19 protein-coding genes and 1 pseudogene are annotated in these 21,241 nt (G+C 69.6%); 8 read left to right on the plus strand and 12 right to left on the minus strand.

Translation table 11 applies throughout. The features are described from left to right. Nucleotides 1-2: 2 nt before the first annotated feature. Nucleotides 3-410, plus strand: a complete 408-nt coding sequence (locus FRZ32_RS08060; RefSeq protein ID WP_147043024.1) for a PRC-barrel domain-containing protein — start codon at nucleotides 3-5, stop codon at nucleotides 408-410. Nucleotides 411-419: 9 nt separating this feature from the next. On the opposite strand, the gene FRZ32_RS08065 is transcribed toward FRZ32_RS08060, so the two are convergent. The 5 genes from FRZ32_RS08065 to FRZ32_RS08085 form a co-directional block, all read right to left on the minus strand. Continuing rightward, nucleotides 420-878: an OsmC family protein gene (locus tag FRZ32_RS08065; protein ID WP_147043025.1), complete on the minus strand. Its 459-nt coding sequence runs from the start codon at nucleotides 876-878 to the stop codon at nucleotides 420-422. Then, nucleotides 875-1,381, minus strand: a complete 507-nt coding sequence (locus tag FRZ32_RS15245) for a bactofilin family protein (RefSeq protein WP_158635872.1) — start codon at nucleotides 1,379-1,381, stop codon at nucleotides 875-877. Before FRZ32_RS15245 ends, FRZ32_RS08065 begins: the two co-directional genes overlap by 4 nt. Nucleotides 1,382-2,249: 868 nt before the next feature. Then, nucleotides 2,250-2,573 carry a hypothetical protein gene (locus tag FRZ32_RS08075; protein WP_147043027.1) on the minus strand — a complete coding sequence of 108 codons (324 nt, stop codon included), beginning with the start codon at nucleotides 2,571-2,573 and terminating at the stop codon, nucleotides 2,250-2,252. A 56-nt stretch (nucleotides 2,574-2,629) separates the two neighbouring features. After that, entirely contained in the window at nucleotides 2,630-4,207 is a 1,578-nt protein-coding gene (gene serA, locus FRZ32_RS08080; RefSeq protein ID WP_147043028.1) for a phosphoglycerate dehydrogenase, read from the minus strand. A gap of 93 nt (nucleotides 4,208-4,300) precedes the next feature. Beyond that, nucleotides 4,301-5,428 (minus strand): phosphoserine transaminase, encoded by a 1,128-nt coding sequence (locus FRZ32_RS08085; RefSeq protein ID WP_147043029.1) that lies wholly within the window; start codon nucleotides 5,426-5,428, stop codon nucleotides 4,301-4,303. A 164-nt stretch (nucleotides 5,429-5,592) separates the two neighbouring features. Here FRZ32_RS08085 and FRZ32_RS08090 point away from each other — a divergent pair, with 164 nt between their 5' ends. Then, nucleotides 5,593-6,237: an extensin-like domain-containing protein gene (locus tag FRZ32_RS08090; RefSeq protein ID WP_147043030.1), complete on the plus strand. Its 645-nt coding sequence runs from the start codon at nucleotides 5,593-5,595 to the stop codon at nucleotides 6,235-6,237. Between the two features lie 43 nt (nucleotides 6,238-6,280). After that, a pseudogene (locus FRZ32_RS08095) lies at nucleotides 6,281-7,158 on the plus strand (LOG family protein). A 9-nt stretch (nucleotides 7,159-7,167) separates the two neighbouring features. Here the strand turns inward: FRZ32_RS08095 and FRZ32_RS08100 are convergent. The 4 genes from FRZ32_RS08100 to mutY all read right to left on the minus strand — a co-directional run bounded on the left by FRZ32_RS08100 (nucleotide 7,168) and on the right by mutY (nucleotide 10,392). After that, nucleotides 7,168-7,836, minus strand: a complete 669-nt coding sequence (locus tag FRZ32_RS08100; protein ID WP_147043031.1) for a c-type cytochrome — start codon at nucleotides 7,834-7,836, stop codon at nucleotides 7,168-7,170. A gap of 114 nt (nucleotides 7,837-7,950) precedes the next feature. After that, on the minus strand, nucleotides 7,951-8,427 hold the full coding sequence (locus FRZ32_RS08105) for a CHRD domain-containing protein (RefSeq protein ID WP_158635873.1): 477 nt from the start codon (nucleotides 8,425-8,427) through the stop codon (nucleotides 7,951-7,953). 2 nt (nucleotides 8,428-8,429) lie between these two features. Further along, the gene (gene nudC / locus FRZ32_RS08110) at nucleotides 8,430-9,299 is read right to left on the minus strand and encodes an NAD(+) diphosphatase (RefSeq protein ID WP_147044387.1); all 870 of its coding nucleotides are present in this window, start codon (nucleotides 9,297-9,299) and stop codon (nucleotides 8,430-8,432) included. An 82-nt stretch (nucleotides 9,300-9,381) separates the two neighbouring features. After that, nucleotides 9,382-10,392 (minus strand): A/G-specific adenine glycosylase, encoded by a 1,011-nt coding sequence (gene mutY, locus FRZ32_RS08115; RefSeq protein ID WP_147043033.1) that lies wholly within the window; start codon nucleotides 10,390-10,392, stop codon nucleotides 9,382-9,384. A gap of 26 nt (nucleotides 10,393-10,418) precedes the next feature. Here mutY and FRZ32_RS08120 point away from each other — a divergent pair, with 26 nt between their 5' ends. From FRZ32_RS08120 to FRZ32_RS08140, 5 genes are read left to right on the plus strand one after another with little or no spacing between them, the layout of a single operon-like run. Continuing rightward, nucleotides 10,419-10,985, plus strand: coding sequence for a DUF721 domain-containing protein (locus FRZ32_RS08120; RefSeq protein WP_147043034.1), 567 nt, complete (start codon nucleotides 10,419-10,421; stop codon nucleotides 10,983-10,985). Then, the gene (locus tag FRZ32_RS08125; RefSeq protein ID WP_147043035.1) at nucleotides 10,982-11,734 is read left to right on the plus strand and encodes a thioredoxin domain-containing protein; all 753 of its coding nucleotides are present in this window, start codon (nucleotides 10,982-10,984) and stop codon (nucleotides 11,732-11,734) included. Before FRZ32_RS08120 ends, FRZ32_RS08125 begins: the two co-directional genes overlap by 4 nt. 1 nt (nucleotide 11,735) lies before the next feature. Next, complete coding sequence (locus FRZ32_RS08130) at nucleotides 11,736-12,452, plus strand: thioredoxin domain-containing protein (protein ID WP_158635874.1); 717 nt, start codon at nucleotides 11,736-11,738, stop codon at nucleotides 12,450-12,452. 3 nt (nucleotides 12,453-12,455) lie between these two features. Then, complete coding sequence (locus tag FRZ32_RS08135; RefSeq protein WP_147043037.1) at nucleotides 12,456-13,160, plus strand: thioredoxin domain-containing protein; 705 nt, start codon at nucleotides 12,456-12,458, stop codon at nucleotides 13,158-13,160. Nucleotides 13,161-13,184: 24 nt separating this feature from the next. After that, nucleotides 13,185-16,622: a chromosome segregation SMC family protein gene (locus FRZ32_RS08140; protein WP_147043038.1), complete on the plus strand. Its 3,438-nt coding sequence runs from the start codon at nucleotides 13,185-13,187 to the stop codon at nucleotides 16,620-16,622. A 9-nt stretch (nucleotides 16,623-16,631) separates the two neighbouring features. Here FRZ32_RS08140 and FRZ32_RS08145 read toward each other — a convergent pair whose 3' ends face one another. The 3 genes from FRZ32_RS08145 to FRZ32_RS08155 all read right to left on the minus strand — a co-directional run bounded on the left by FRZ32_RS08145 (nucleotide 16,632) and on the right by FRZ32_RS08155 (nucleotide 21,015). Further along, nucleotides 16,632-17,822 carry a PepSY-associated TM helix domain-containing protein gene (locus tag FRZ32_RS08145; RefSeq protein ID WP_147043039.1) on the minus strand — a complete coding sequence of 397 codons (1,191 nt, stop codon included), beginning with the start codon at nucleotides 17,820-17,822 and terminating at the stop codon, nucleotides 16,632-16,634. 78 nt (nucleotides 17,823-17,900) lie between these two features. Next, nucleotides 17,901-18,584, minus strand: a complete 684-nt coding sequence (locus FRZ32_RS08150; RefSeq protein ID WP_147044388.1) for a Fe2+-dependent dioxygenase — start codon at nucleotides 18,582-18,584, stop codon at nucleotides 17,901-17,903. Nucleotides 18,585-18,648: 64 nt separating this feature from the next. Then, nucleotides 18,649-21,015 (minus strand): TonB-dependent receptor, encoded by a 2,367-nt coding sequence (locus FRZ32_RS08155; protein ID WP_243445231.1) that lies wholly within the window; start codon nucleotides 21,013-21,015, stop codon nucleotides 18,649-18,651. Nucleotides 21,016-21,241: the final 226 nt, after the last annotated feature.

Genomic DNA, 21,241 nt, shown 5'->3' on the forward strand with positions numbered 1-21,241 from the left:
CCATGTCGCAGCAGGTCCACGAGCCGGCGGCCATGCCGACGCCCGACACGGCGATCGATACCCGCCACGAGTTGATCTCGTCCCGCAGGGTCGAGGGCACGCCGGTCTACAACCGCGCCGAAAAGAAGCTCGGCACGATCCATTCGGTGATGATCGACAAGCGCAGCGGCGCGGTCGCTTATGCGGTGCTCTCGTTCGGCGGGTTCCTCGGCATCGGCGAGCGCGTGACGCCTGTGCCGTGGCCGGTGCTCACCTACAGCGTCGACCTCGACGCCTATGTGATCGACCTTAGCCGCGAGCAGCTCGCCGCGGCGCCGAGCCTCAGGCTCGATCATGCGGATCGACCGCAGAGCGGCGATTATGCCGACATCAAGGGCTATTACGAGGAAATGCGCTGGTGGGGCCTGTAGCGCGGCGGCTCAGGCGGCCGGCTCGATCACGATCTCGCTGCTGAGCGAATTGGCGATGAAGCACGCCTCGTGCGCTTCATGGTGGAGCCGATCGAGCGTCGCCGCGTCCGGCGCGGCGCCGGCGAAGGCGATGCGCGGCCGCAGGACGATCCGGACGACCGCCATGCGGCCCGGCGAGATCCGGCCCATCTCGCCCTCCGCCTCGTCGACATAGGACCCGACCTCGAACCCAGCCTTGTGCGCGACCCACAGGAAGGAGAGCATGTGGCAGGACGAGGCCGCCGCGACGAGCGCTTCCTCGGGATCGACCGCGGCCGGATCGGACATCGGCACCGGCACGACATCGGGCGAGGACGAGCCCGGGACGATCGCGCCGCCGTCGAACGTCCAGCTGTGCCGACGGCTGTAGCGGCCGTTCGCCGCGCCGTCGTTCGACCATTGGATCTTCGCGTAATGTTTGTGGCTCATGCGCTGGCGCGCTTGCGATCGGCGGCGGGAAACATGTCCTCGACCGCATCGGTTGTCGAAGCGGCGCGATTCGTGTTGCGCGCCGCCTTGCCCTTGTCGGGCGCCGGCGTCGCGATCAGGATCGCCTCGTCGGCCGGTCGGGCCAGCGCTTCGCGGCGGGCGAGCCGGCCCTCGATCCCGGCGCCGGCGGCAATGCTGATCGTCTCATAGGCGACGTCGCCGGCGATCCGGCCGGTCGATTCGACGACGACGATGCGCGCCTCCACCCGACCCTCGACCCGGCCCGCGATCCGGGCTTCCTCGGCAACGATGTCGCCGGCGATCGTGCCGGTCGCGCCCTCGATCAGCGTCTCGCAGCGGACATTGCCCTCGATCCGACCGTCGACATGGAGCGGGCCGGTGGTGGAAACGTCGCCACCGATCGTCATTTCAGGGCCGATGAAGGACAGGCCGCCCGTTCCGGCGCGTGGTCGCGCCATCCTGTCCTGGGTGCGTGAGAACATCGCCGGCCCCCTTCCTCGCTGAACGCGACTATTGCCGGAGCGCGTGGCGGGATCAAGCGGAGAGACGGCAATGCGGCTGGCGAATTTTCGGGAGGGGGCGGGCAGGGCAGGCCCCGAACCGAAATGGGGGCCGGCATCGCTGCCGGCCCCCACTGTCCCCGCGCGGAGGATCGTCAAGCCTGGAGAGGCGAGACGGCCGCGCTGGGCGGTTTCGAACATCGTCGGATGCAGGAACCGGGGGTTCCGCCATCCTCGACATTCCGGGTCCATCCCGGGCTTGCGCCCGTTCCGGTTGCCCGCTGGCTCCCCGTCAGGGCCGGGGCCCTGGCGGTTCGCCGCTGGCGGGTGAACGGTCCGAAGACCATTCCTTCGCCTTCGCTTCACCGCCGCCGAAGCGTTGGTTCCGCAGCCGGCGAAATCCTTTGGCCGAAGCCGCCGATCCGCCTGGCGGTAGAGGGACCGAAATCCCGCATCCCGCCATGACGCCTCGGGACCGAAGTCCACTCCGCGTCCGGCAGTCCGTCCGGGACCGGGGGTCCCTTTCGTCCTGCCCGATCTCCCGTCCGGCCGAAGCCTTTCGGGACATCGTGGGCGCTTACGAAGCCTGCCGTCCGCATCCGCTTTGGCAAGGCCGTCGCGTCCGCATCGCGGCGGCTTCGTCAGCCGCCCCGCCTTCGCGTCATCGCTTCGTCGCCTGGTGGGCAGGAAGCCTGTTTCGCTCGGGCCGTGGCTGGGAAGGCTTTCGTCCGTTTCCGGCCGATCGTCTCTGCCACGAACCGAAGCTGTCACGAAAAATGAGTCGCACCAAGCGCATTGTGCCTGTGGAAAACGAGGATAACGGGCATAAGTGCGCGGCCCGCAAAATGCGTCAATGCGCGGTCGGCGCGTCCCCGGATTCGTCCGCGCGCCCTTCGCGCAGGCCCTGTTCCAGCCCTTCGAGGAAGGCGCGAAGCCCCTCTCGCGCGGCATCCCGCACGGCGCCGACGATCGCCTCGCCATCGATGTCGAGCCGGGCGCTGAACTCCGGTCGCGGCTCCGGCCTCGCCGCGCGCGTCGCCCCGGTCAGCGCCGCGGCGGCAAGGCCGCGAACGAAAGGATTGTCCGCGGCCTCGATCGCCTTCTTCGCCTTCTTGCGCGCCTTTTTCGGGATCTTCACCCCGGCGATCTTCTTCGGAATCTTCACCTTGGCCATGGCCTGTCTCCTCGTGTCTTAATATGGTAAGACACCGAGGAGATGCAAGCCCGCCCTCAGAAGCGAAGCGGCGTCACCCGCTTCACGCCCGGAATCGCCGCCAGCGACCGGGCGAGCGCCGGCTCGATCCGTCCGTCGACCGAGACCAGCGCGACCGCCTCGCCACCCGCGGCGCGCCGGCCGAGGTGGAAGGTCGCGATGTTGATCGCGGCCTCGCCGAGCAGGCTGCCGAGCCGACCGATGAAGCCCGGCGCGTCCTCGTTGACGATGTAGATCATGTCGCCGGCAAGCTCCGCCTCGATCGCGATCCCGAACATGTCGACGAGGCGCGGCGCCGCGTTGCCGAACAGGGTGCCGGCGACCGAGCGCGCGCCGGCATCGGTTTCGACCGTTACCCGCACGAGCGTGTGATAATCGCCCTCCCCGGCGTGGCGGACCTCGCGCACGTCGAGCCCGCGCTCCTTCGCCAGGAACGGGGCGTTCACCATGTTCACCGTGTCCGAATAGACCTTCATCAGGCCGGCGAGCACAGCGCCGGTGATCGGCTTCTGGTTGAGCTCGGCGGCCGCGCCCTCGACCTCGATGGAAACGCTGCGGATCGCCTCGCCTTCGAGCTGGCCGACGAGGCTGCCGAGTTGCTCGGCGAGCGCCATATAGGGCTTCAGCTTCGGCGCTTCCTCGGCCGACAGGGACGGCATGTTGAGTGCGTTGGAGACGCCGCCGCGGACCAGGAAATCGGCCATCTGCTCGGCGACCTGGATCGCGACATTGACCTGCGCCTCGGTGGTCGAGGCGCCGAGATGCGGCGTCGCCACGAGGCCCGGCGTCCCGAACAGCGGGTTATCCTGCGCCGGCTCCTCGACGAAGACGTCGAGCGCCGCGCCGGCGATATGGCCGGCCTCCAGCCCGAGCTTCAACGCCGCCTCGTCGATCAGGCCGCCGCGGGCGCAGTTGATGATGCGGACGCCCTTCTTCGTCTTCGCAAGGTTGGCGGCCGACAGGATGTTGCGCGTCTGATCGGTCAGCGGCGTGTGCAGGGTGATGAAATCGGCGCGGGCGAGGAGCTGATCGAGCTCGACCTTCTCGACGCCTAGCTCGAGCGCGCGCTCCGGCGTCAGGAAGGGATCGTAGGCGATCACCTTCATCCGAAGGCCAAGCGCCCGATCCGCGACGATCGAGCCGATATTGCCGCAGCCGATCAGGCCGAGCGTCTTGCTGGTCAGCTCGACGCCCATGAACCGGTTCTTCTCCCACTTGCCGGCCTGGGTTGAGGAGTCGGCCTGGGGCAGCTCGCGGGCGAGCGCGAACATCAGCGCGATCGCGTGCTCGGCGGTCGTGATCGAATTGCCGAACGGTGTGTTCATCACCACGACGCCACGCGCGGTGGCGGCGGGGATGTCGACATTGTCGACGCCGATGCCGGCGCGGCCGATCACCTTGAGGTTCGGCGCGGCGGCGAGCACGTCCGCGGTGACCTTGGTCGCCGATCGGATCGCGAGCCCGTCATAATCGGGCAGGATCGCCTTCAACTCATCCTTCGTGAGGCCGGGCTTCTCGTCGACCTCGACCCCGTTGGCGCGGAAGATCTCGGCGGCCTTGGGATCCATTTTGTCGGAGATGAGGACTTTGGGCATTGGGTTTTCCTTGGGTCAGGTGTGCTCCTGCGAAAGCAGGAGCACGGAATGCGGCGGAGAGCTGGGCTCCCGCTGTCGCAGGAGCACGGGGAGCTAGGAGGCTTTGGCCTGGGCGTAGGCCCAGTCGAGCCACGGCCCGAGCGCCTCGATATCGGCGGCATCCACCGTCGCGCCGCACCAGATGCGAAGCCCCGGCGGCGCATCGCGATATCCGGCGATGTCGTACGCCGCGTCCTCCGCCTCCAGGCTTGCCGCCATCTTCTTGATGAACGGCTCGTCGGCGCCGGCGACCGTCAGGCAGACGCTCGTCTTCGACCGGATCGCCGGATCGGCCGCGAGATGGCCCAGCCACGCGCGCGATTCGACGATCGCGTCGAGCGCGGCGGCATTGGCCTCGCAGCGCGCGATCAGCGCGGGAAGGCCGCCAATGTCCTTCGCCCACTCAAGCGCCCAGATCGCGTCCTCGACGGCAAGCATCGAGGGCGTGTTGATCGTCTCGCCCTTGAACACGCCCTCGGCGAGCGCCCCTTTCGACATCAGCCGGAAGACCTTCGGCAGCGGCCAGGCCGGCGTGTGGCTTTCCAGCCGCTCGACCGCGCGCGGGCCGAGGATCAGCACGCCGTGCGCGCCCTCGCCACCGAGCACCTTCTGCCACGAGAAGGTGGCGACATCGATCCTGTCCCACGGCAGATCATAGGCGAAGACCGCGCTGGTCGCGTCGGCGAAGCTGAGGCCCTCGCGATCCCCGGCGATCCAGTCGCCATCGGGGACGCGCACGCCGGAGGTGGTGCCGTTCCAGGTGAAGAGGACATCGTTCGACCAGTCGACCTGGCCGAGATCGGGGAGCCGGCCGTAATCGGCGCGGATCACGGTCGGATCGATCTTCAGCTGCTTGACCGCATCGGTCACCCAGCCTTCGCCGAAACTTTCCCAGGCGAGCGCCGTCACCGGGCGCGCGCCGAGCATCGTCCACATCGCCATTTCGAAGGCGCCGGTATCGCTGCCCGGAACAATGCCGATTCGGTGCGTCGCGGGAAGCCGCAGCACGTCGCGCATCAGATCGATGCAATATTGGAGTCGCGCCTTGCCGATCTTCGATCGGTGCGAGCGGCCGAGCGAGCCGGTGGCGAGATGTTCGGGAGACCAGCCCGGCGGCTTCGCGCAGGGACCGGAAGAGAAATAAGGGCGCGCCGGGCGCACCTCAGGCTTCATTGCAGTCATTTCAACGACTCTCCTTCCAGAGAGCCCGCACCGCGTTGGGGCGGCGTGGCCCGTCGACGGCCCTAGAGGCACGCGCCGCTCGTCGCAAGCCGCTTTCGCTTCGACTCGCCTGCGGTTGACCCGGCCGCGGCCGGACCGCCACGATTCGCGGCGTGACGCGGGGGATGATCTTGGGGGCTCTGGCGCTGCTGCTTGCGGGCTGCATCCCGCATGGCAGCCGCAACCTGCCCCCGCCGCGCCACGGATCGCGCCCGCCCGCGCAAGGGCAGGGGTCGGCGGTCTCGCTGCGCCAGTGCCTCAGCGGCCTGGCCCGCGCCGACATACGCTACCGGCTGCTCGACGGCCGGCAGGCGGGCGGCTGCACCACGGTCAACACGGTCCAGCTCACCGACATCGGTGTTCCGGTCACCAATCTCGGTGCGATGACCTGCCCGCTCGCAGGCCGATTCGCCGCCTGGGTGCGCGAGGATGTGCGCTCCAGTGCGCGCTATTATTTCGGCGCGGGCCTGGCGCGGATCGAGACGTTCGGCACCTATTCCTGCCGCGGCGTCAACGGAGTCGCGGGGGCGCGACTGTCCGAGCACGCCTTTTCGAACGCGGTCGACGTGTCGGCCTTCGTGCTCGACGACGGGCGGCGCATCACCGTCCAATATGGCTGGAACGGCGACGACCGCCGCGTCCGCGAGTTCCTGCGCGCCATCCACAGCGCCGGCTGCCGGCGCTTCAACATCGGGCTCGGCCCGGACGCCAACGCCTATCATTACAACCACATGCATTTCGACATGGGGCGCGGGCCCTATTGCCGCTGATCGGATTGTTGCGGTGCCGGCGCGGCCCCACTAAAGCCCCCGGATGACCGATCCAGTTCCGCCGAAGCGCGTCTTCCATCCGGCCCGTGAAGAGGCCGAACTCGCCGCCCAAGCCACCGAAAGCCCGCAGACGACCACGCCGACCTATCGGCTGGCTTTCCAGGATCTCGATTTCCTGCTGCGCGAGGATCTGCGTCCGGTTCGATTCCAGCTCGAACTGCTCAAGCCGGAGTTGCTGCTCGACGAGGCGAAGATTGCCTCCACCTTCGTCTTCTACGGCTCGGCGCGTATCCCGGAGCCCGCCAAGGCCGATGCGCTCATCGAAGCGGCCGGCACCGACCACCAGCGCCGGATCGCCGAGAATCTGCGCGCGAAATCGAAATATTACGACGAGTCCCGCAAGCTCGCGCGGATGGTGAGCCAGGTCGCGCCCGACGCGGAGGGGCGGCGGCATTTCGTGGTCTGCTCGGGGGCGGCCCCTCGATCATGGAGGCGGCCAATCGCGGCGCCCAGGACGTCGGCAAGGAATCGATCGGCCTCAACATCGTCCTGCCGCACGAACAGCTTCCGAACGAATATGTGACGCCGGCGCTGTCGTTCCGCTTCCACTATTTCGCGCTACGCAAGATGCACTTCCTGCTGCGCGCGCGGGCGGTGGCGGTCTTCCCCGGCGGGTTCGGCACGTTCGACGAGGCGTTCGAGCTCTTGACGCTCATTCAGACCGGCAAGGTGAAGCCCATGCCGATCCTGTTCTTCGGCCGCGACTATTGGAACCGCGTGGTGAATTTCGAGGCGCTGGTCGACGAAGGCGTGATCGCCCCGGCCGATCTCGATCTCTTCACCTTCTGCGAGACCGCGGATGAGGCCTGGGCCTATGTCTGCCGTTATTATGCCGGGACCGATTCCAGCCCCGGCTGCTGACATCGAAACCTAGTGCGAGGGCGCCGCCTGGTTCTCGGCCGGGCCGCCGACGCCCGGCGTGCCGGGCGCGTTGGTCGCCGGCGCGCTGACATTGGCATTGCTGTCGGGCGCGGCGCCATTGGCGGTCGCGCCTTCAGCCGGGGCCGCGGGGACCGGCGGGAAGGGCAGGTTGCTGCCGTTGCTGTTGAGATAGGCGATGACGTTCGCCCGTTCCTGCGGATCGGACAGGCCGGCGAAGCTCATCCGGGTGCCGCTGGCGAAGCTCTGCGGCGACTTCAGCCATTGGTCGAGATTCTCGAAGGTCCAGTTGCCGCCATGGCCCGAAAGCGCACTCGAGAAGGCGAAGCCGCCCTTGCCCTGGCCGATCGGCTCGCCGACCGTTCCCCACAGATTCGGGCCCATCTGGTTGGGGCCGCCCTGGTTGATCGTGTGGCACGACTGGCACTTGGCGAACGAGGCCTGTCCAGCCTGGATGTTGGCCGAAGCGAGGCGGACCGCGATCGGCGGATCGGCGGCGGGGCCGGCATCATTGCCTTCCTCCACCACGCCCGCGATCGGATAGCCCATATGTTCGGGCCGTTCGGCCTTGTAATATTCGCCGGCAACCAGGGACGTTCCGAGCAGGACGATGCCGCCCGCCAGCGCCCATCCCGCGATCGTGTTGAACCGGTTGTCCATGCCGACTTGATCCCTCCCCAAGGAGCGCGGCCAACGAAGCGGGCCGCCGAAGAAACTGGAATGGCGCTCCCTTTATTGAAGCCGGGCGCGCGCCGCAAGCCGCCCTATCCGGGCCTAGCCGCCTTGCCGTTGCCGGTCTTCGCGGAACACCCCGTCGCCGCGCAGCTGACCGCGTGCCGCGCCGTTCGGGAAGGCCGCGGAATCGACGTTGACGTAGAAATTATAGGGCTGGACTGCCATCGCGCGCACCGTCCCCGCGTCGAGCGTCGCGCAGCCCTGGCTGTGCCCCGCCGCGTCGGGGGGGCTCAGCTGGACCGCGACCGGCCCGGTGCTCCCGGCTGCGCCGCGCCGGATCTGCGCGGCGCTCGCCGCGGTGCCGCCGCGCGCATAGATGTCCCAGCACAGCTCGCCGGTGCGCGTGTTGACCCGTACCTGCCCGCGGCCGGTCATCGCCGGATCGCCCGGTCCCGGGACGGCCTGGACGCCCGTCATCGTGACGGCGAGCTGCAACCGTTGCGGCAACTGACCCGGCGTCGCGCAGCCGCCGATCAGAAAGAGGGCGCCCGCCGCGCCGATCGTCAAGGCCCGCATCGTCAATCCTCCTCGCATTCCTGCTCACTCCAGCGCGTCAGCAGCGTATTGGCAATGGCGAAAGGCGGCGGTGCCCCGAATCGCGAGTCGGGCGCGCCGGCCAGCGCCGCGCGGACCTCGTCGCGCGACGCCCAGAATGCATCTTCGAGCTCGTTCGTGTCGAGCCTGATCGCATCGCTCGCCGCGTCGGCGATGCAGGCGATCATCAGCTGGCCCGGAAATGGCCAGGGCTGGCTCGCGACATAGCGCACGCGCGATACCTCGATCCCCGCTTCCTCCTCGATCTCGCGCGCGACCGCCTCCTCGATCGATTCGCCGGGCTCGACGAAGCCCGCCAGGGCCGAATAGCGGCGGGGCGGATAATGCGGCTGGCGGGCGAGCAGGACGCGGCCCTCATGCTCGGCGAGCATGATCACCACCGGATCGACGCGCGGGAAATGCTCGGCGCCGCAATCGGGGCATTTGCGGCCCCAGCCGGCGCGGAAGCTGACGGTCCGTGTGCCGCAGACGCCGCAGAAGACATGGCGATGGTGCCATGTGTTGAGGCTTCGCGCCACGCCCCAGATCGCCGCGTCGCGCGCGTCCATCCGGTTGAGCAGATCGAAGAGGGCGAACGCGCGGGCGGCGCCCGATCCGGCCTCGACGATCGGCGCGAACAACGGCCGCCCCTCGTCGAGGCCGAGGAAGAGATGCCCGTCGCCAGTCACCGGCTCCCAGACCAGGCGACCGGATTCGTCGATCGCGGGATCGATGCCCTCGAGGCGCAGCAGCCGCGCCTCGGCATGAACGACCAGCTCGGCGATCCGGGTCTGGTCGAGCCTGAGATGATCGGCGCGGTCGATGGCGGCGCCAGTGAAGCCGGGCGGGAGCAGAATGCCTCCAAAAGGACTCGCAAATGTCGCTGCCCTATGGACCCGAAAAGCGCGATCCGCAAAGCCCGCGCGGCCGCGACGGTCAGGCCGCCTGCGCCGCGGCCTCGCGCCAGGCAAGGCCGCGCTCGGCGAGCCGTGCGAACAGGGTGGGGAGGCCGGCCTCGCCGATCCGCTCGATCGGCCACCACAGCCCCTCGGGCCGCGCGTCCACCCGCGCGCAGCTCAGCGTCATCGTCAGCGCGAAATGGGTGAAGACATGGTCGACGGCGCCCGCATCGGTCCATTTCGCCTGCGCCGGCGACTCGGTCGGCAGCGCCAGCATCCCGCCGAGCAGGCCGCTCGCCGGGCGGCGGACGAGCAGGACATGGCCGTCATGCTCCAGCCAGAAGGCGGTGCCCGTCCGTCGCGGCCGCGCGGCTTTGGGAGGTTTGACGGGGTAGCGCTCGGGATCGCCCTCGTGGAACGCGGCGCAATGCGGGCGCAGCGGGCAGATCGCGCAGGCGGGGCGGCGCGGCGTGCAGATCGTCGCGCCGAGGTCCATCATCGCCTGGGCGAAATCGCCGGCGCCCTCGTCGGGCGTCAGCGCATCGGTGCGGGCCCTGATCTCGGCGCGCGCTGCCGGGAGAGGGGTGGCGATCGCGTAAAGCCGTGAGACCACCCGCTCGACATTGCCGTCGATCACCACCGCCCGGCGGCCGAAGGCGATCGCGGCGATCGCGGCGGCGGTATAGCGGCCGATCCCCGGCAGCTTCAGCAGCGCCGCCTCGCTGTCCGGAAAGCGCCCGCCATGATCGCCGGCTACCACCCGCGCGCAGGCGACGAGATTGCGCGCCCGGGCATAATAACCGAGCCCGGCCCATTCACGCATCACATCGGCCTCGTCCGCCGCGGCAAGCGCGCCGACATCGGGCCATTTCGTCGTGAACCGCTCGAAATAGGGCTTCACCGCGGCGACCGTCGTCTGCTGGAGCATGATCTCGGACAGCCAGACGCGATAGGGGTCCGCCCTCTCCCCGGCCTCGGCCCGCCAGGGGAGGCGGCGCTTATCCACAGCATACCAACATAAAAGGGACTGGCGGGCATCGACGGACATGGGCCGCCTATGCCATCATTCCGGCAATGGCGAAAACTACCGGCCGCAGGAGGGGAGGGACCGAGGAGGCACCGCGCGCCCGGCGCGTCCGCGCGGTCGGCGATCTCCTGCCCGACGCCGGCGGCGCCGCGTTCCGCCGTTTCGGCTTCGTCCAGTCCGCCATCGTCAGCCGCTGGGCGGAGATTGTCGGCGAGCGCTATGCCGCGGTGTCGAGCCCCGATTCGATCCGCTTTCCGCCGGGGCGCAAGGCCGACGGCGTACTCACCCTCGTCGTCGAAAGCGCGCATGCGCCGATGATGCAGCATGTCGCGCCGACGATCGTCGAGCGGGTCAACCGCTTCTTCGGCCATGATGCGGTGGTGCGGATCGTGTTCCGGCAAGGGATCGTCCGGGCCCGCAAGGCGCAGGCACGACCGGCGCCGCCATCGCTGAGGCCCGTCCCGGCCGCGCTTGGCGATTCCCTGCGCGAGATCGCCGATCCGGAGCTTCGCGCCTGCCTCGAATCGCTTGCGCGCGGGCTTGGCTCCGGCGAAGGAGCGCCTATCGTGACGACCATCAATGTCGTCGGCAGAATCGGAGACGCGAAGAAATGAAGATCGCCCTCGCCACCAGCGCGCTCGCGCTCGCCTTGCTCCTCGCCGGCTGCGGCGGCGGACATGACAGCAACCTCGCGGCCGCCGCGGCGAACAGCAATGCGCCGATCCCGCAGATCGCGGCGCCGAACAATGGCGACTGGCGCGAGGTGGTGAGCGAGACCAGTGAGGGCGGCTATCGCATGGGCAATCCCGATGCGCCGGTGAAGCTGGTCGAATATGCGTCGATCACCTGCCCGCATTGCGGCGAATTCGCCGAAACGGCATCGACGCCGCTGCGCGACCAATATGTCCGTTCGGGCCAGGTGAGCTGGGAATATCGCCCGTTCATGCTGTTCCCGACCGATCCAGGCATTTTCATGGCGCTGCGCTGCAACGGGCCGCAGCCCTTCTTCAGCACGATCGAGCAGCTCTATGCGACGCAGCGTGACTGGGCTGGCCGGCTCCAGCTGCTGACCGAGCAACAGCAGCAGGCGATCCAGAACATGTCGCCGAGCGCGCGGACGGCGGCGCTGCTCCAGGCGACGGGGCTCGATCAGTTCTTCCGCCAGCGCGGCATGCCGCAGGCGCGGCTCGACGCCTGCCTTTCCGATCCGCGCGGGCTGCAGCGGCTGACCGAGATCACGCAATATGGCACCAGCCACGACAATGTGAACGGCACGCCGACCTTCATCGTCAACGGCGAGAAGCAGGATGTCGGCACCTGGGACGCGCTGGAGCCGCGGCTTCGGGCGGCGATGGGGAGCTGAGATGCGCCTTGCAGGCCTTGTTCTGGCGCTGGCTGCCCTCGTCGCGATGCCCGCCGCAGAGGCCCAGCGCGGCCGCTCGCAAGGCATCCGTTCGGACGGCCCCGGGCGGCGGGACTGGACGCAGACCGCGATGCGGACGCCGGAGGGCTTCCGGATCGGCGATCCCGATGCGCGCGTGAAGCTGGTCGAATATCTGTCGCCGGCCTGCGCGGATTGCGTGCGCTTCGCCGCCGACAGCGACGATGCGCTGTTCCGAGGCTATGTCCGCCGCGGCCAGGTGAGCGTCGAATATCGCAACGTCACGCTGAACGCGTTCGATCTCGCCGCGACCTTCCTTGCCCGTTGCGCGCGGCCGGCCGGCTATTTCGACATGACCCACTATCTGCTCGCCCACCAGGCCGACTGGATGGGCCGGGCGAACGGCCTCAGCGAGGCGCAGCGCAACGAATTGCGCGCCTTGCCGATGTTCCAGGCGGTGCAGCGGCTCGTGCCGATGATCGGCCTCGATCGGATCGCGCAGCGCTTCGGGCTCGATCGCAACGCGCAGCAGGCCTGCCTCGCCGACCAGGCGGCCTTCGATCGGCTGACCGCGCTCCAGCAGGCGGCGCAGCAGCAGAATGTGGGTGCCCCGCCCGCCTTCTTCGTCAACGGCGAACGCCAGACGGGGACTCGCTGGGCGGAGATCGAGCCCAGCATCCGCGCCGCGCTTGGAGACTGATCGATGAAGCTGCGCCTCCTCGTCCTCTCTCTGGCCGCCGCGCTCGCGATGCCCGCCGCCGCGTCGGCGCAGCATCGGCGACCGGCGCCGGCTGCACAGCGCGACTGGACCCGCGTCGTCGTCGCGACGCCGGAGGGCGGCTATCGCATGGGCAATCCCAATGCGCCGGTGAAGCTGGTCGAATATGGCTCGATCTCCTGCCCGCATTGCGCGGCCTTCGCCGCCGAAGGCGTGCCGACCGTGCAGGGCCGGCTCGTCCGATCGGGCCGGCTCAGCTGGGAATATCGCCCCTATCTCCTGTTCCCGACCGATCCCGGCATCTTCCTTCTGCTGCGTTGCCAGGGCGCGGCAGGCTTCTTCCCTTCGATCGACCGGCTCTATGCGACGCAGGCGACCTGGCAGGCGCCGCTTCGGTCGATGACGGAGGCGCAGCGTCAGGAGCTCCAGGGGCTGACCGCGCAGCAGCGCATCGTCCGGCTGACGCAGATGACCGGGGTCGACCGTTTCTTCGCGCAGCGCGGGATGAGCGCGGCGCGCATTTCCGCCTGCCTGTCGGATCAGGGGCAGCTGGACCGATTGCTGAACTGGTCGCGGGTCGCGAGCACCGAGCTGCAGGTCCAGGGAACGCCGACCTTCTTCCTGAACGGCACCAAGCTGGACAATGTCTATGACTGGGCGGCGCTCCAGCCGCACCTTCCGGCACCCTAGGTTCGGCGCGGGGGTAGGGCTCAGGTGAAGGTCAGGCGGCTCAAGCTTTCGGGTTTCAAGAGCTTCGTCGAGCCAGCCGAGCTGTCGGTCGAGCCGGGCCTGACCGGCGTCGTCGGACCGAACGGCTGCGGCAAATCCAATGTGCTCGAGGCGATCCGCTGGGTGATGGGCGAATCGAGCCCCAAATCGATGCGCGGCGCCGGCATGGACGATGTGATCTTCGCCGGCACCGCGCTCCGTCCCGCCCGCGATTTCGCCGAGGTCTCGCTGCTTGTGGAGCGCGACGCCGGCGACGCGCAGGGGGAAGGCGCCCTTCCGGCCGGCGAGATCGAGGTCACCCGCCGGATCGAGCGCGGCGCCGGTTCCGCCTATCGCGTCAACGGCCGCGACGTGCGGGCCAAGGACGTCGCCCTGCTCTTCGCGGATGCCGCCACCGGCGCCCATTCGCCGGCGCTCGTCAGCCAGGGCCGGATCAGCGCGGTCATCGCTGCCAAGCCCACCGAGCGGCGCGCGATGCTGGAGGAGGCGGCGGGGATTTCCGGGCTCCACGTCCGCCGCAAGGATGCCGAGCAGAAGCTGCGCGCGGCCGAGGCCAATCTGGTGCGTCTCGACGAGGTGCTCGGCGACATGGAGCAGCGCGCCGCCGCGCTGAAGCGCCAGGCACGGGCGGCGGAACGCTACCGCAAGCTTTCCGACGATATCCGCCTTGCCGAGGGGCGGCTCGTTTTCGCCCGCTGGCGCGAGGCCGCCGAAGCCGCCGCCGCCGCGACGCTGGAGGCCGAGCGCGCCGATGCCGCCGTGCATGCCGCCGCCGAGGCCCAGCGCGCCGCGGCCGCCCATCAGACTGCGGCTGCGACCGCCTTGGCTGATCATCGCCGGGCTGCCGAGCAGGCGCGCGAGCGGGCCTCCGAACTCGGCCACAAGCTTGCCGGCCTGAATGCCGAGCGGGACAATGTGCGCCGGCGCATCGACGAACTCGCGGTGCGACGCCGCACGCTTGTCACCGATCATGCGCGCGAGGCGGCGCTTCGCGACGATGCCGCCGCCGCTTTGGCGCGGCTGGAGGAGGAACGCGCCGCGATCGCCGCGCGCCTCGCCGACGCCGATCAGCGGCGGGCGACGATCGACATCCGCACTGTCGAGCAGGAGGACAAGGCCCGCGCCGCCGAAAGCGCGCTCGGCAAGGCGCAGGCGCAGCAGGCCGCCGAGCAGGCCGAGGCCCGGGTCGCGCGCGCCGCGCTCGAGGCCGCCCGGCAGAAGCTGGCCCGCGCCGAGGCGGAAGCGCAGCGGATCGGGGCGCAGGTCGCCGCGCTCGGCGAAATGCAGCCATTGCTTGCCGCGCTCGAAGAGGCGCGGGCGGGCCGCGAGGCCGCCGAGGCTGAGCTCGCCGAAGCCGGCGCGGCGATCGCGGCCGCGGAGGCGCAGCGCCAGGCCGCCGCAGCCGCCCGCGACGCCGCCGAGAGCGAGGCCGCCGCCGCCAGGGCCGCGCGCGCCGCGCTCGAATCGGAGGCGAAGGCCCTCCTGAGGGCGGTCGAGGACAGCGCCGGATCGGATCGGGCGATCGCCCATGTCCGCGCCGCGCCCGGCTATGAGCGCGCGCTCGCCGCCGCGCTCGGCGAGGATCTGGACGCCGCGTTGAGCGGCGATTCGCCGCGACGCTGGACGGGCACCGATCCTGGCGCCGACGATCCCGCGCTTCCCGCCGGCGCGACCGCGCTCGCGGAGCATGTCGATGCGCCCGCTGCGCTTCGTCGCCGCCTCCTCCAGATCGCGGTGGCCGAGGCCGACGAGGGCCAGCCGCTCGCCGTCGGCCAGCGGCTCGTGACGATCGACGGCCGGCTGCGCCGCTGGGACGGCTATGTGGCGAGCGGGCTCGGCGCCGCCGCGGCCGAACGGCTGATCCGGGTCAACCGCCTGTCCGCGATCGAACAGGCGCTGCCCGGTGCGACCAGGGCGGTCGAGGCCGCGGAGACCGCCGCGGCGGACGCGCGCACGGCAATGGAGCAGGCGCGCGCCGCCGCCGATGCCGCCCGCCGGACCGAAGCCGAGGCTTCGGCGCGGATCCGCGAGGCCGGCCGGGCGGAAGACAATGCGCGCAACGAGATCGAGCGGCTGGAACTGCGCCGCACCGGGCTCACCGAGCGGGCCGAGGCGGCCGAGGCCGATCTCCGGGCCGCCACCGCGGCGCGCGACGAGGCGGAGGCGCATTGGGCGACGCTTCCCGACACCGCCGCGACCGAGGCAGTCGTCGCGGAGCTTCGCGCCGCGGCGGAAGCCGCCGCCGCCGCGCTGGCCGAGGTCCGGGCCGAGGCGGCCACCCATGCGCGCGACGTCGCCGCCGATCGGCAGCGCGCCGAAGCCGCGGCGAAGGAGCAGGCCGATTGGCGCGCTCGCGCGGCCGAGGCCGAAAGGCGCGACTCCGAATTCGCCCGCCGCACCGCCGAAGCGGAGGCCGAGGCGGCGCGGCTTGCCGAAGCGCCGGCATCGCTCGACCTCAAGATCGCCACGCTCGCCGCCGAGGCCGACGAGGCCGCCGGCGCCGCCCGCGCCGCGGCGGAGGCGGAGCGCGAAAGCGAGGCGCTGCTGCGGGCCGCGGAGGCGAAGCTGGCGGAGGCCGGCGAGACGCTCGCCGCCTGCCGCGAGGCGCGCGCCGGCGCCGCCGCCCGTGCCGAGGCGCAGGAATCGCGCCGGATCGAGATGGCACGGATTTCGGGCGAGAAGTTCGAATGTCCGCCGCCGCTGCTCGGCGAAAAGCTCGGGTTCGACGAGGCGGGCGTGGCCGAGGTCGCGGTCGAATCCGGCCGGCTCGATCGACTGGTCCAGGATCGCGAACGGATCGGCCCGGTCAATCTGGTCGCCGAAGCGGAGCTGACCGAGCTCGAGGACAGCCGGATTTCGAGCCAGGCCGAACGCGAGGAGCTCGGCCAGGCGATCCACCGCCTGCGCGGATCGATCGGCAGCCTCAACCGCGAGGGCCGCGCCCGCCTCCTCGCCGCATTCGAGGAAGTGGATCGCCATTTCCGGAGCCTTTTCACCACCCTGTTCGAAGGCGGTCAGGCGCATCTGGAGCTGGTCGAATCCGATGATCCGCTGGAGGCGGGGCTGGAAATCCTCGCCCAGCCGCCGGGCAAGCGGCTCGCGACCCTGACCTTGCTCTCCGGCGGTGAGCAGGCGCTCACCGCGGTCGCGCTGATCTTCGCCTTGTTCCTGACCAATCCGGCGCCGATCTGCGTCCTCGACGAGGTCGATGCGCCGCTCGACGATGCGAATATCGAGCGCTTCTGCGACCTTCTGGACCGGATGACCGGCGAAACCGACACGCGCTACCTGATCGTCACCCACAATGCGGTGACGATGAGCCGGATGCACCGCCTGTTCGGGGTGACGATGGTCGAAAAGGGAGTCAGCCGGCTGGTCAGCGTCGATCTTGGCGGGGCGGAAAGGCTGCTGGCGGCGGAATAGCCGTCGCGCTCATTCCGCCGGCTGGACCGCAGGCCGAACCTTCGCCGTCCGCCGCCGCGATTTCAGCTTCGCGCGCCAGCCGCGGTTCCTCAGCCACATGATGATCCCGGTCACCGCGAGCGCAGCCGGGATGACCCCGCCGAGAAAGATCAGCGTCTGCCAGACCGGGCCCATGCCCGTGCCGTCGTGCCAGCGGCGCATCAGCCGCGCATTGGTCTCGGGCCTTGGCGGGCGCGGCGGCGTGACCTCGCCGGTCGCATCGTCGACGCCATATTCGGCGGGCGGGGCATCGTCGCGGGCGAAGGCGATCCTCCACCTCGGGCTCTGGTCGGTCGGCCAGGCGATCGTGGCGAGCGCCCCGTCGGGGTGCGCCGCCGCCAGCGCCGCATCGACGGTCAGGCGGGGCGATTCCAGGGGCCGCGCGCGGGCGGCGCGCGCCCGGTCCGGCGGCCCATCGCCGCCGCGCGGCGCCGCGGCCTCGAACCGGCCGAAGAATTGCGGGAATGAAATCCACGCCCCGGTGAAGGACAGCATCGCGAGCGGCAGCAGGATCCAGAAGCCGATCAGGTGATGCAGGTTCGCGCTGGTCGAATTCTGGCGCCGCCAGCGAAAGCCCCGCCGAACGCTGCCCGCGACCGGCCACCACAGCCAAAGCCCCGTGAGGCAGGAGAGGAGCATCGCGACACCGACGACGCCGACGATCGTGCGGCCCCAGCCGGGCACCATGAAGCTGCCGTGGATTCGGTGGAGCACCCGGATCAGGCCGGAATTGCTGTCCGCGACGTCGAGCACGCGGCCGCTGCCGGGATCGATCCACACATTGGTGCGCCGCGGCGGGCCGGCGGGTGCGGCGCCGTCACCACCACCGCCGCGGCGGGCGCCCGGCCGATCCCGCGGGCCTGCCTTGGCGGCGCTCGCGACGATCGGGCCGCCCTCTTCCCCGGGGTAGCGGATCGACACCAGCCGCTCGTCGGCGCCGATCGCGGCGCGCGCCGCCGCTTCATAGGCCGACGGCGGCAGGCCTGGCGCGCCCGTCACCGCATAGCGGCCCGGGTTGATGACCTTGTCCAGCGCCCCGTCCCAGACGAGGGCCGCGCCGCTGACGCAAAGCGGGATGATGAGAATGGCAAGGATCAGCCCGATCCACTTGTGGACCTGAAGCCACCAGCCGCGAAGGCGCAATGTCGTCGATTGTCGCACGTCTTTCCCCACTCGAATCGGGGCGCACCTAAAAGCTAATGAGAATGGATTGCAACAAGAGACTTGTATCGACCTGTCTCAGCTGTCCGCCCAGCGCCGCAGGAGATTGTGATAGACGCCGGTCAGCCGGATGATCTCCGCATCATCCTGGCCGCGCTCCGCCGCGATTGCCTGGATCGACCGGTCGAGATCGAAGAGGATGGTGCGCGCGGCATCGTCGCGGACCATCGACTGGATCCAGAAGAAGCTGGCAACCCGCGCGCCGCGCGTCACCGGTTCGACCCGATGGAGGCTGGAGGCGGGATAGAGGATCAGGTGGCCGGCGGGCAGCTTGACCTTGTGGACGCCCAAAATGTCTTCGACCACCAGCTCGCCGCCGTCATAGGCCGCCGGGTCCTCGAGGAAGAGCGTTGCCGAGAGGTCGGATCGCACCCGGAACTCGCTGGCGCGGTGGATCCGCACGGCATTGTCGACATGGGTCCCGAACCGGTCGCCGCCCGCATAGCGATTGAAGAGGGGCGGGAAGATTTTCAGCGGCAGCGCCGCCGCGATGAACAAGGGCGATCGGCCCAGCGCATCCAGCACGATCCGCCCCGCCTCGCGCGCCGCCGGCGAATCTTCGGGAAGCTGCATGTTCTTCTTGGCAAGCGCGGACTGATGACCGGAGGTCGCATTGCCGTCCACCCAGTCGCCGGCGTCGACAACGGCCCGCACGCGCGCCACCGCGTCCGCGTCGAGCAGGTCGGGAATGGCGAGCATCATCGTGCAGATTCGATCGCGGCCGTCGGCATGGCCTCGAACCTGCACGTATGGCGAGCCAATGTCATCAGAACGAGTAGTTGAGGCTGAACACCGCCGATCGCGATTCTCCCGGCGCCGCCCATCCGCCGCTGATTCCCGTCGCGCTCACATTGCTGCGGATGGCGGTGAAATAGCGGGCGTTGAAGAGATTCTGGATGTTGACCTGCGCGCTGAGTCCGTGCCGGATTTCCCAAGCGAAGAACAGGCGATGCACCCAGTAATCATGCGACCGGAACTGGACCGGGGTGGCAAGCAGGCTCTGGTTCAGCGCGAAGCTGCCCTGGTAGGTGAAGCCGTAGCCGACCTGGAGCCCGAACGGCAGCCGATAGGTGGTGAACAGGCTCCCCGAATGGCGCGGCGTCTGGACGAGCTGGTCGCCGCGCGCGGGATCGGGCAAGGCCGGGCTGTTGACCCCGGCGCAGGTCCCGGCCGCGTTGGTGACTCCGGGCTGCGACAGGCACAGGTCCGAAACGCTCTGCAGGACCTCGCTGTCGAGATAGGTATAATTGGCGAAGATCGACCAGTTGCGGGTGATGTTGCCGGTGATGCCGAGCGCGATCCCGTCGACCCGCGCGCGTCCGTCGAGGACCTGGATGGTCGGCTGGACCGGATCGTTGGAGGCGATGCGGAAATTGGTGCGCTCGTTGCGGAACAGGGCGGCGGTCAGCTGGAGCCGGCGATGGACCAGGTCGATCTTGCCGCCGATCTCGTAGCTGCGCGCCGTCTCCGGGGCGACCTCGCAGCTCGCGTCGCAACCGGTCCGAACGCTGTTCGAACTCGGCGTGCGCGAATTGGCGAGCGCGACATAGAGGCTGGCGTTGGCGATCGGATGGAAGACGAGGCCGGCGCGCCAGGAGAAGAGGTTGTCGTTTGAGCGCTGGTCGGCGCCGCGCGCATAGACCGATCCGGTCGCCGGCGTCGAATAGGTGTCGGCGCGAAAGACGTTGCGGACGTTCTCGTAGCGAAGCGCGCCGTTGATCTCGAACATCGGCCCGATCTCGAGCGTGTCGAAGACATAGCCGGCGACATCGCGCGAATGGCCGTATGAGATGCCGGTGAGAATGCGGTTCACCGGGCCGGTCCAGGTCGTGTCGGTGGGATCGCCGATCGCGATCGGCGGCTGCGCGATCACGTTGCCGGCGGCATCGCGAAGGAGCTGCGCGATCTCGATCCGGTAATCCTCCTGCGTGAACGATCCGCCGATCACCAGCGTGTTGTGGATGCCGCCCGCCGTGCCGGCTTCAAGATGAAGATCGGTCTGGTTGTAGAAGAGCTGGTTCAGCTGGTCGCGCTCCAGCCCGCGCGGGCCGCTCGGCGTGTAGAAGCCGGGCGTGGCGCACGGATTGCCGAGCGCGTCGCCGCCGCCGGGGAGGCACCAGCCGGTTCCGTTGACCGCGCTTTGCGGCGCCGACGTGCGGGTCGGCTGGGCCACGCGCTGCCAGCGGGTGAGGTTGCGGATCGTCACCCGGTCGCTGAAGCGATGGTCGAACGTCGCGGTCAGCCGGTCGAGCGCGATCCGCTGGCGATCGAGATTCTCGATCCCGAAATAGCTCGAATCGTCGATCCCGGGCAGCGGCCCGCCGACCGAGGCATAATAAGGCACGCCATAGACCGGGATATTGTTGTCGCGCTGATGGACGTAAGCGAGGGTCAGGCTGGTCGGCGAATCGATGCCGATCGTGATCGCCGGCGCGAAACCCCAGCGGCGATTGCGCTCGACGTCGCGGCCCGGAATGTCGTTGCGGTGAACCATGGCGTTGAGCCGCACCGCGATCAGATCGTTCAGCCGGACGTTCGTGTCGATCGTCGCGCGCCAGTAATCGTCGGTGCCGACGCCGGCGGTGAGGAGGGTTTCGCTGCGCGGCTGCGGCACTTTCGAAACGAGGTTGATCGTGCCGCCGACGCTGCCGCCGCCGCCGAACACGGAATTGGCGCCGTTATACACCTCGATCTGTTGCAGGTTGAACGGATCGGAGCGGCTGTACTGCGCCGAATCGCGCACCCCGTCGACGGTCACGTCATTGTCGGCGGTGTAGCCGCGCAGGTTGATCTTGTCGCCGAAGCCGCCGCCGCCTTCACCGGCGCCGAAGGTGATGCCCGGCAGCGTCGACAGCGCATCGCGAAGGCTGAGCAGGTTCTGCTGGCGGATCGTCTCGGCGTTGAGGACGGTGATCGTCTGCGGCGTGGCGAGCAGGTCCGCGGTCTGCTTCGGCGATTCCAGTCGCTGCGCCTCGCGCGTCCCGGTGACCAGAATCGGCTGGTCGACGACATTGCTTTGCGCGACGTCGCCCTCGGCGGCGCAGGCCGGCGAGGTGAGGAAGCCGACGGCGCCGAGGGCGAGAAAGAGAGGTGCGCCGATCGCCGCGCGGGAAGCCGGATTCGAAACGTCCACGAAAGCCCCTTGCCTATGTTCTGTATCGGGGCACCCGCTGGCGCCCGTACCTGATAGGGCCCCGCTATTGCAATTCATTCTCAATAGTGTCAAGTCAGTTGCGAGCGGTTCGCGAAACGCCAGCGCGGGCCGTCTCCAGATGGACGATTCTCCCCCAATGCTCGTCCATCGCGCCGGCGTGGCAGCAGCCGCCACGCCGGCGCCTCCCTTCTCAGGACATGCCTGC

Origin of the sequence: Sphingosinicella ginsenosidimutans (assembly GCF_007995055.1) — a bacterium.
GTDB classification, from domain to species: domain Bacteria; phylum Pseudomonadota; class Alphaproteobacteria; order Sphingomonadales; family Sphingomonadaceae; genus Allosphingosinicella; species Allosphingosinicella ginsenosidimutans.

Excerpts from the sequence above, each read along its gene's own strand:
- FRZ32_RS08105 (WP_158635873.1), bottom strand. The coding sequence starts at position 8,427 with ATGCGGGCCTTGACGATCGGCGCGGCGGGCGCCCTCTTTCTGATCGGC.
- FRZ32_RS08060 (WP_147043024.1), top strand. The coding sequence starts at position 3 with ATGTCGCAGCAGGTCCACGAGCCGGCGGCCATGCCGACGCCCGACACG.
- FRZ32_RS15245 (WP_158635872.1), bottom strand. The coding sequence starts at position 1,381 with ATGTTCTCACGCACCCAGGACAGGATGGCGCGACCACGCGCCGGAACG.
- FRZ32_RS08090 (WP_147043030.1), top strand. The coding sequence starts at position 5,593 with ATGATCTTGGGGGCTCTGGCGCTGCTGCTTGCGGGCTGCATCCCGCAT.
- FRZ32_RS08130 (WP_158635874.1), top strand. The coding sequence starts at position 11,736 with ATGCGCCTTGCAGGCCTTGTTCTGGCGCTGGCTGCCCTCGTCGCGATG.
- FRZ32_RS08065 (WP_147043025.1), bottom strand. The coding sequence starts at position 878 with ATGAGCCACAAACATTACGCGAAGATCCAATGGTCGAACGACGGCGCG.
- mutY (WP_147043033.1), bottom strand. The coding sequence starts at position 10,392 with ATGTCCGTCGATGCCCGCCAGTCCCTTTTATGTTGGTATGCTGTGGAT.
- FRZ32_RS08120 (WP_147043034.1), top strand. The coding sequence starts at position 10,419 with ATGGCGAAAACTACCGGCCGCAGGAGGGGAGGGACCGAGGAGGCACCG.
- FRZ32_RS08125 (WP_147043035.1), top strand. The coding sequence starts at position 10,982 with ATGAAGATCGCCCTCGCCACCAGCGCGCTCGCGCTCGCCTTGCTCCTC.
- FRZ32_RS08135 (WP_147043037.1), top strand. The coding sequence starts at position 12,456 with ATGAAGCTGCGCCTCCTCGTCCTCTCTCTGGCCGCCGCGCTCGCGATG.
- serA (WP_147043028.1), bottom strand. The coding sequence starts at position 4,207 with ATGCCCAAAGTCCTCATCTCCGACAAAATGGATCCCAAGGCCGCCGAG.
- FRZ32_RS08085 (WP_147043029.1), bottom strand. The coding sequence starts at position 5,428 with ATGACTGCAATGAAGCCTGAGGTGCGCCCGGCGCGCCCTTATTTCTCT.
- FRZ32_RS08150 (WP_147044388.1), bottom strand. The coding sequence starts at position 18,584 with ATGATGCTCGCCATTCCCGACCTGCTCGACGCGGACGCGGTGGCGCGC.
- FRZ32_RS08100 (WP_147043031.1), bottom strand. The coding sequence starts at position 7,836 with ATGGACAACCGGTTCAACACGATCGCGGGATGGGCGCTGGCGGGCGGC.
- FRZ32_RS08075 (WP_147043027.1), bottom strand. The coding sequence starts at position 2,573 with ATGGCCAAGGTGAAGATTCCGAAGAAGATCGCCGGGGTGAAGATCCCG.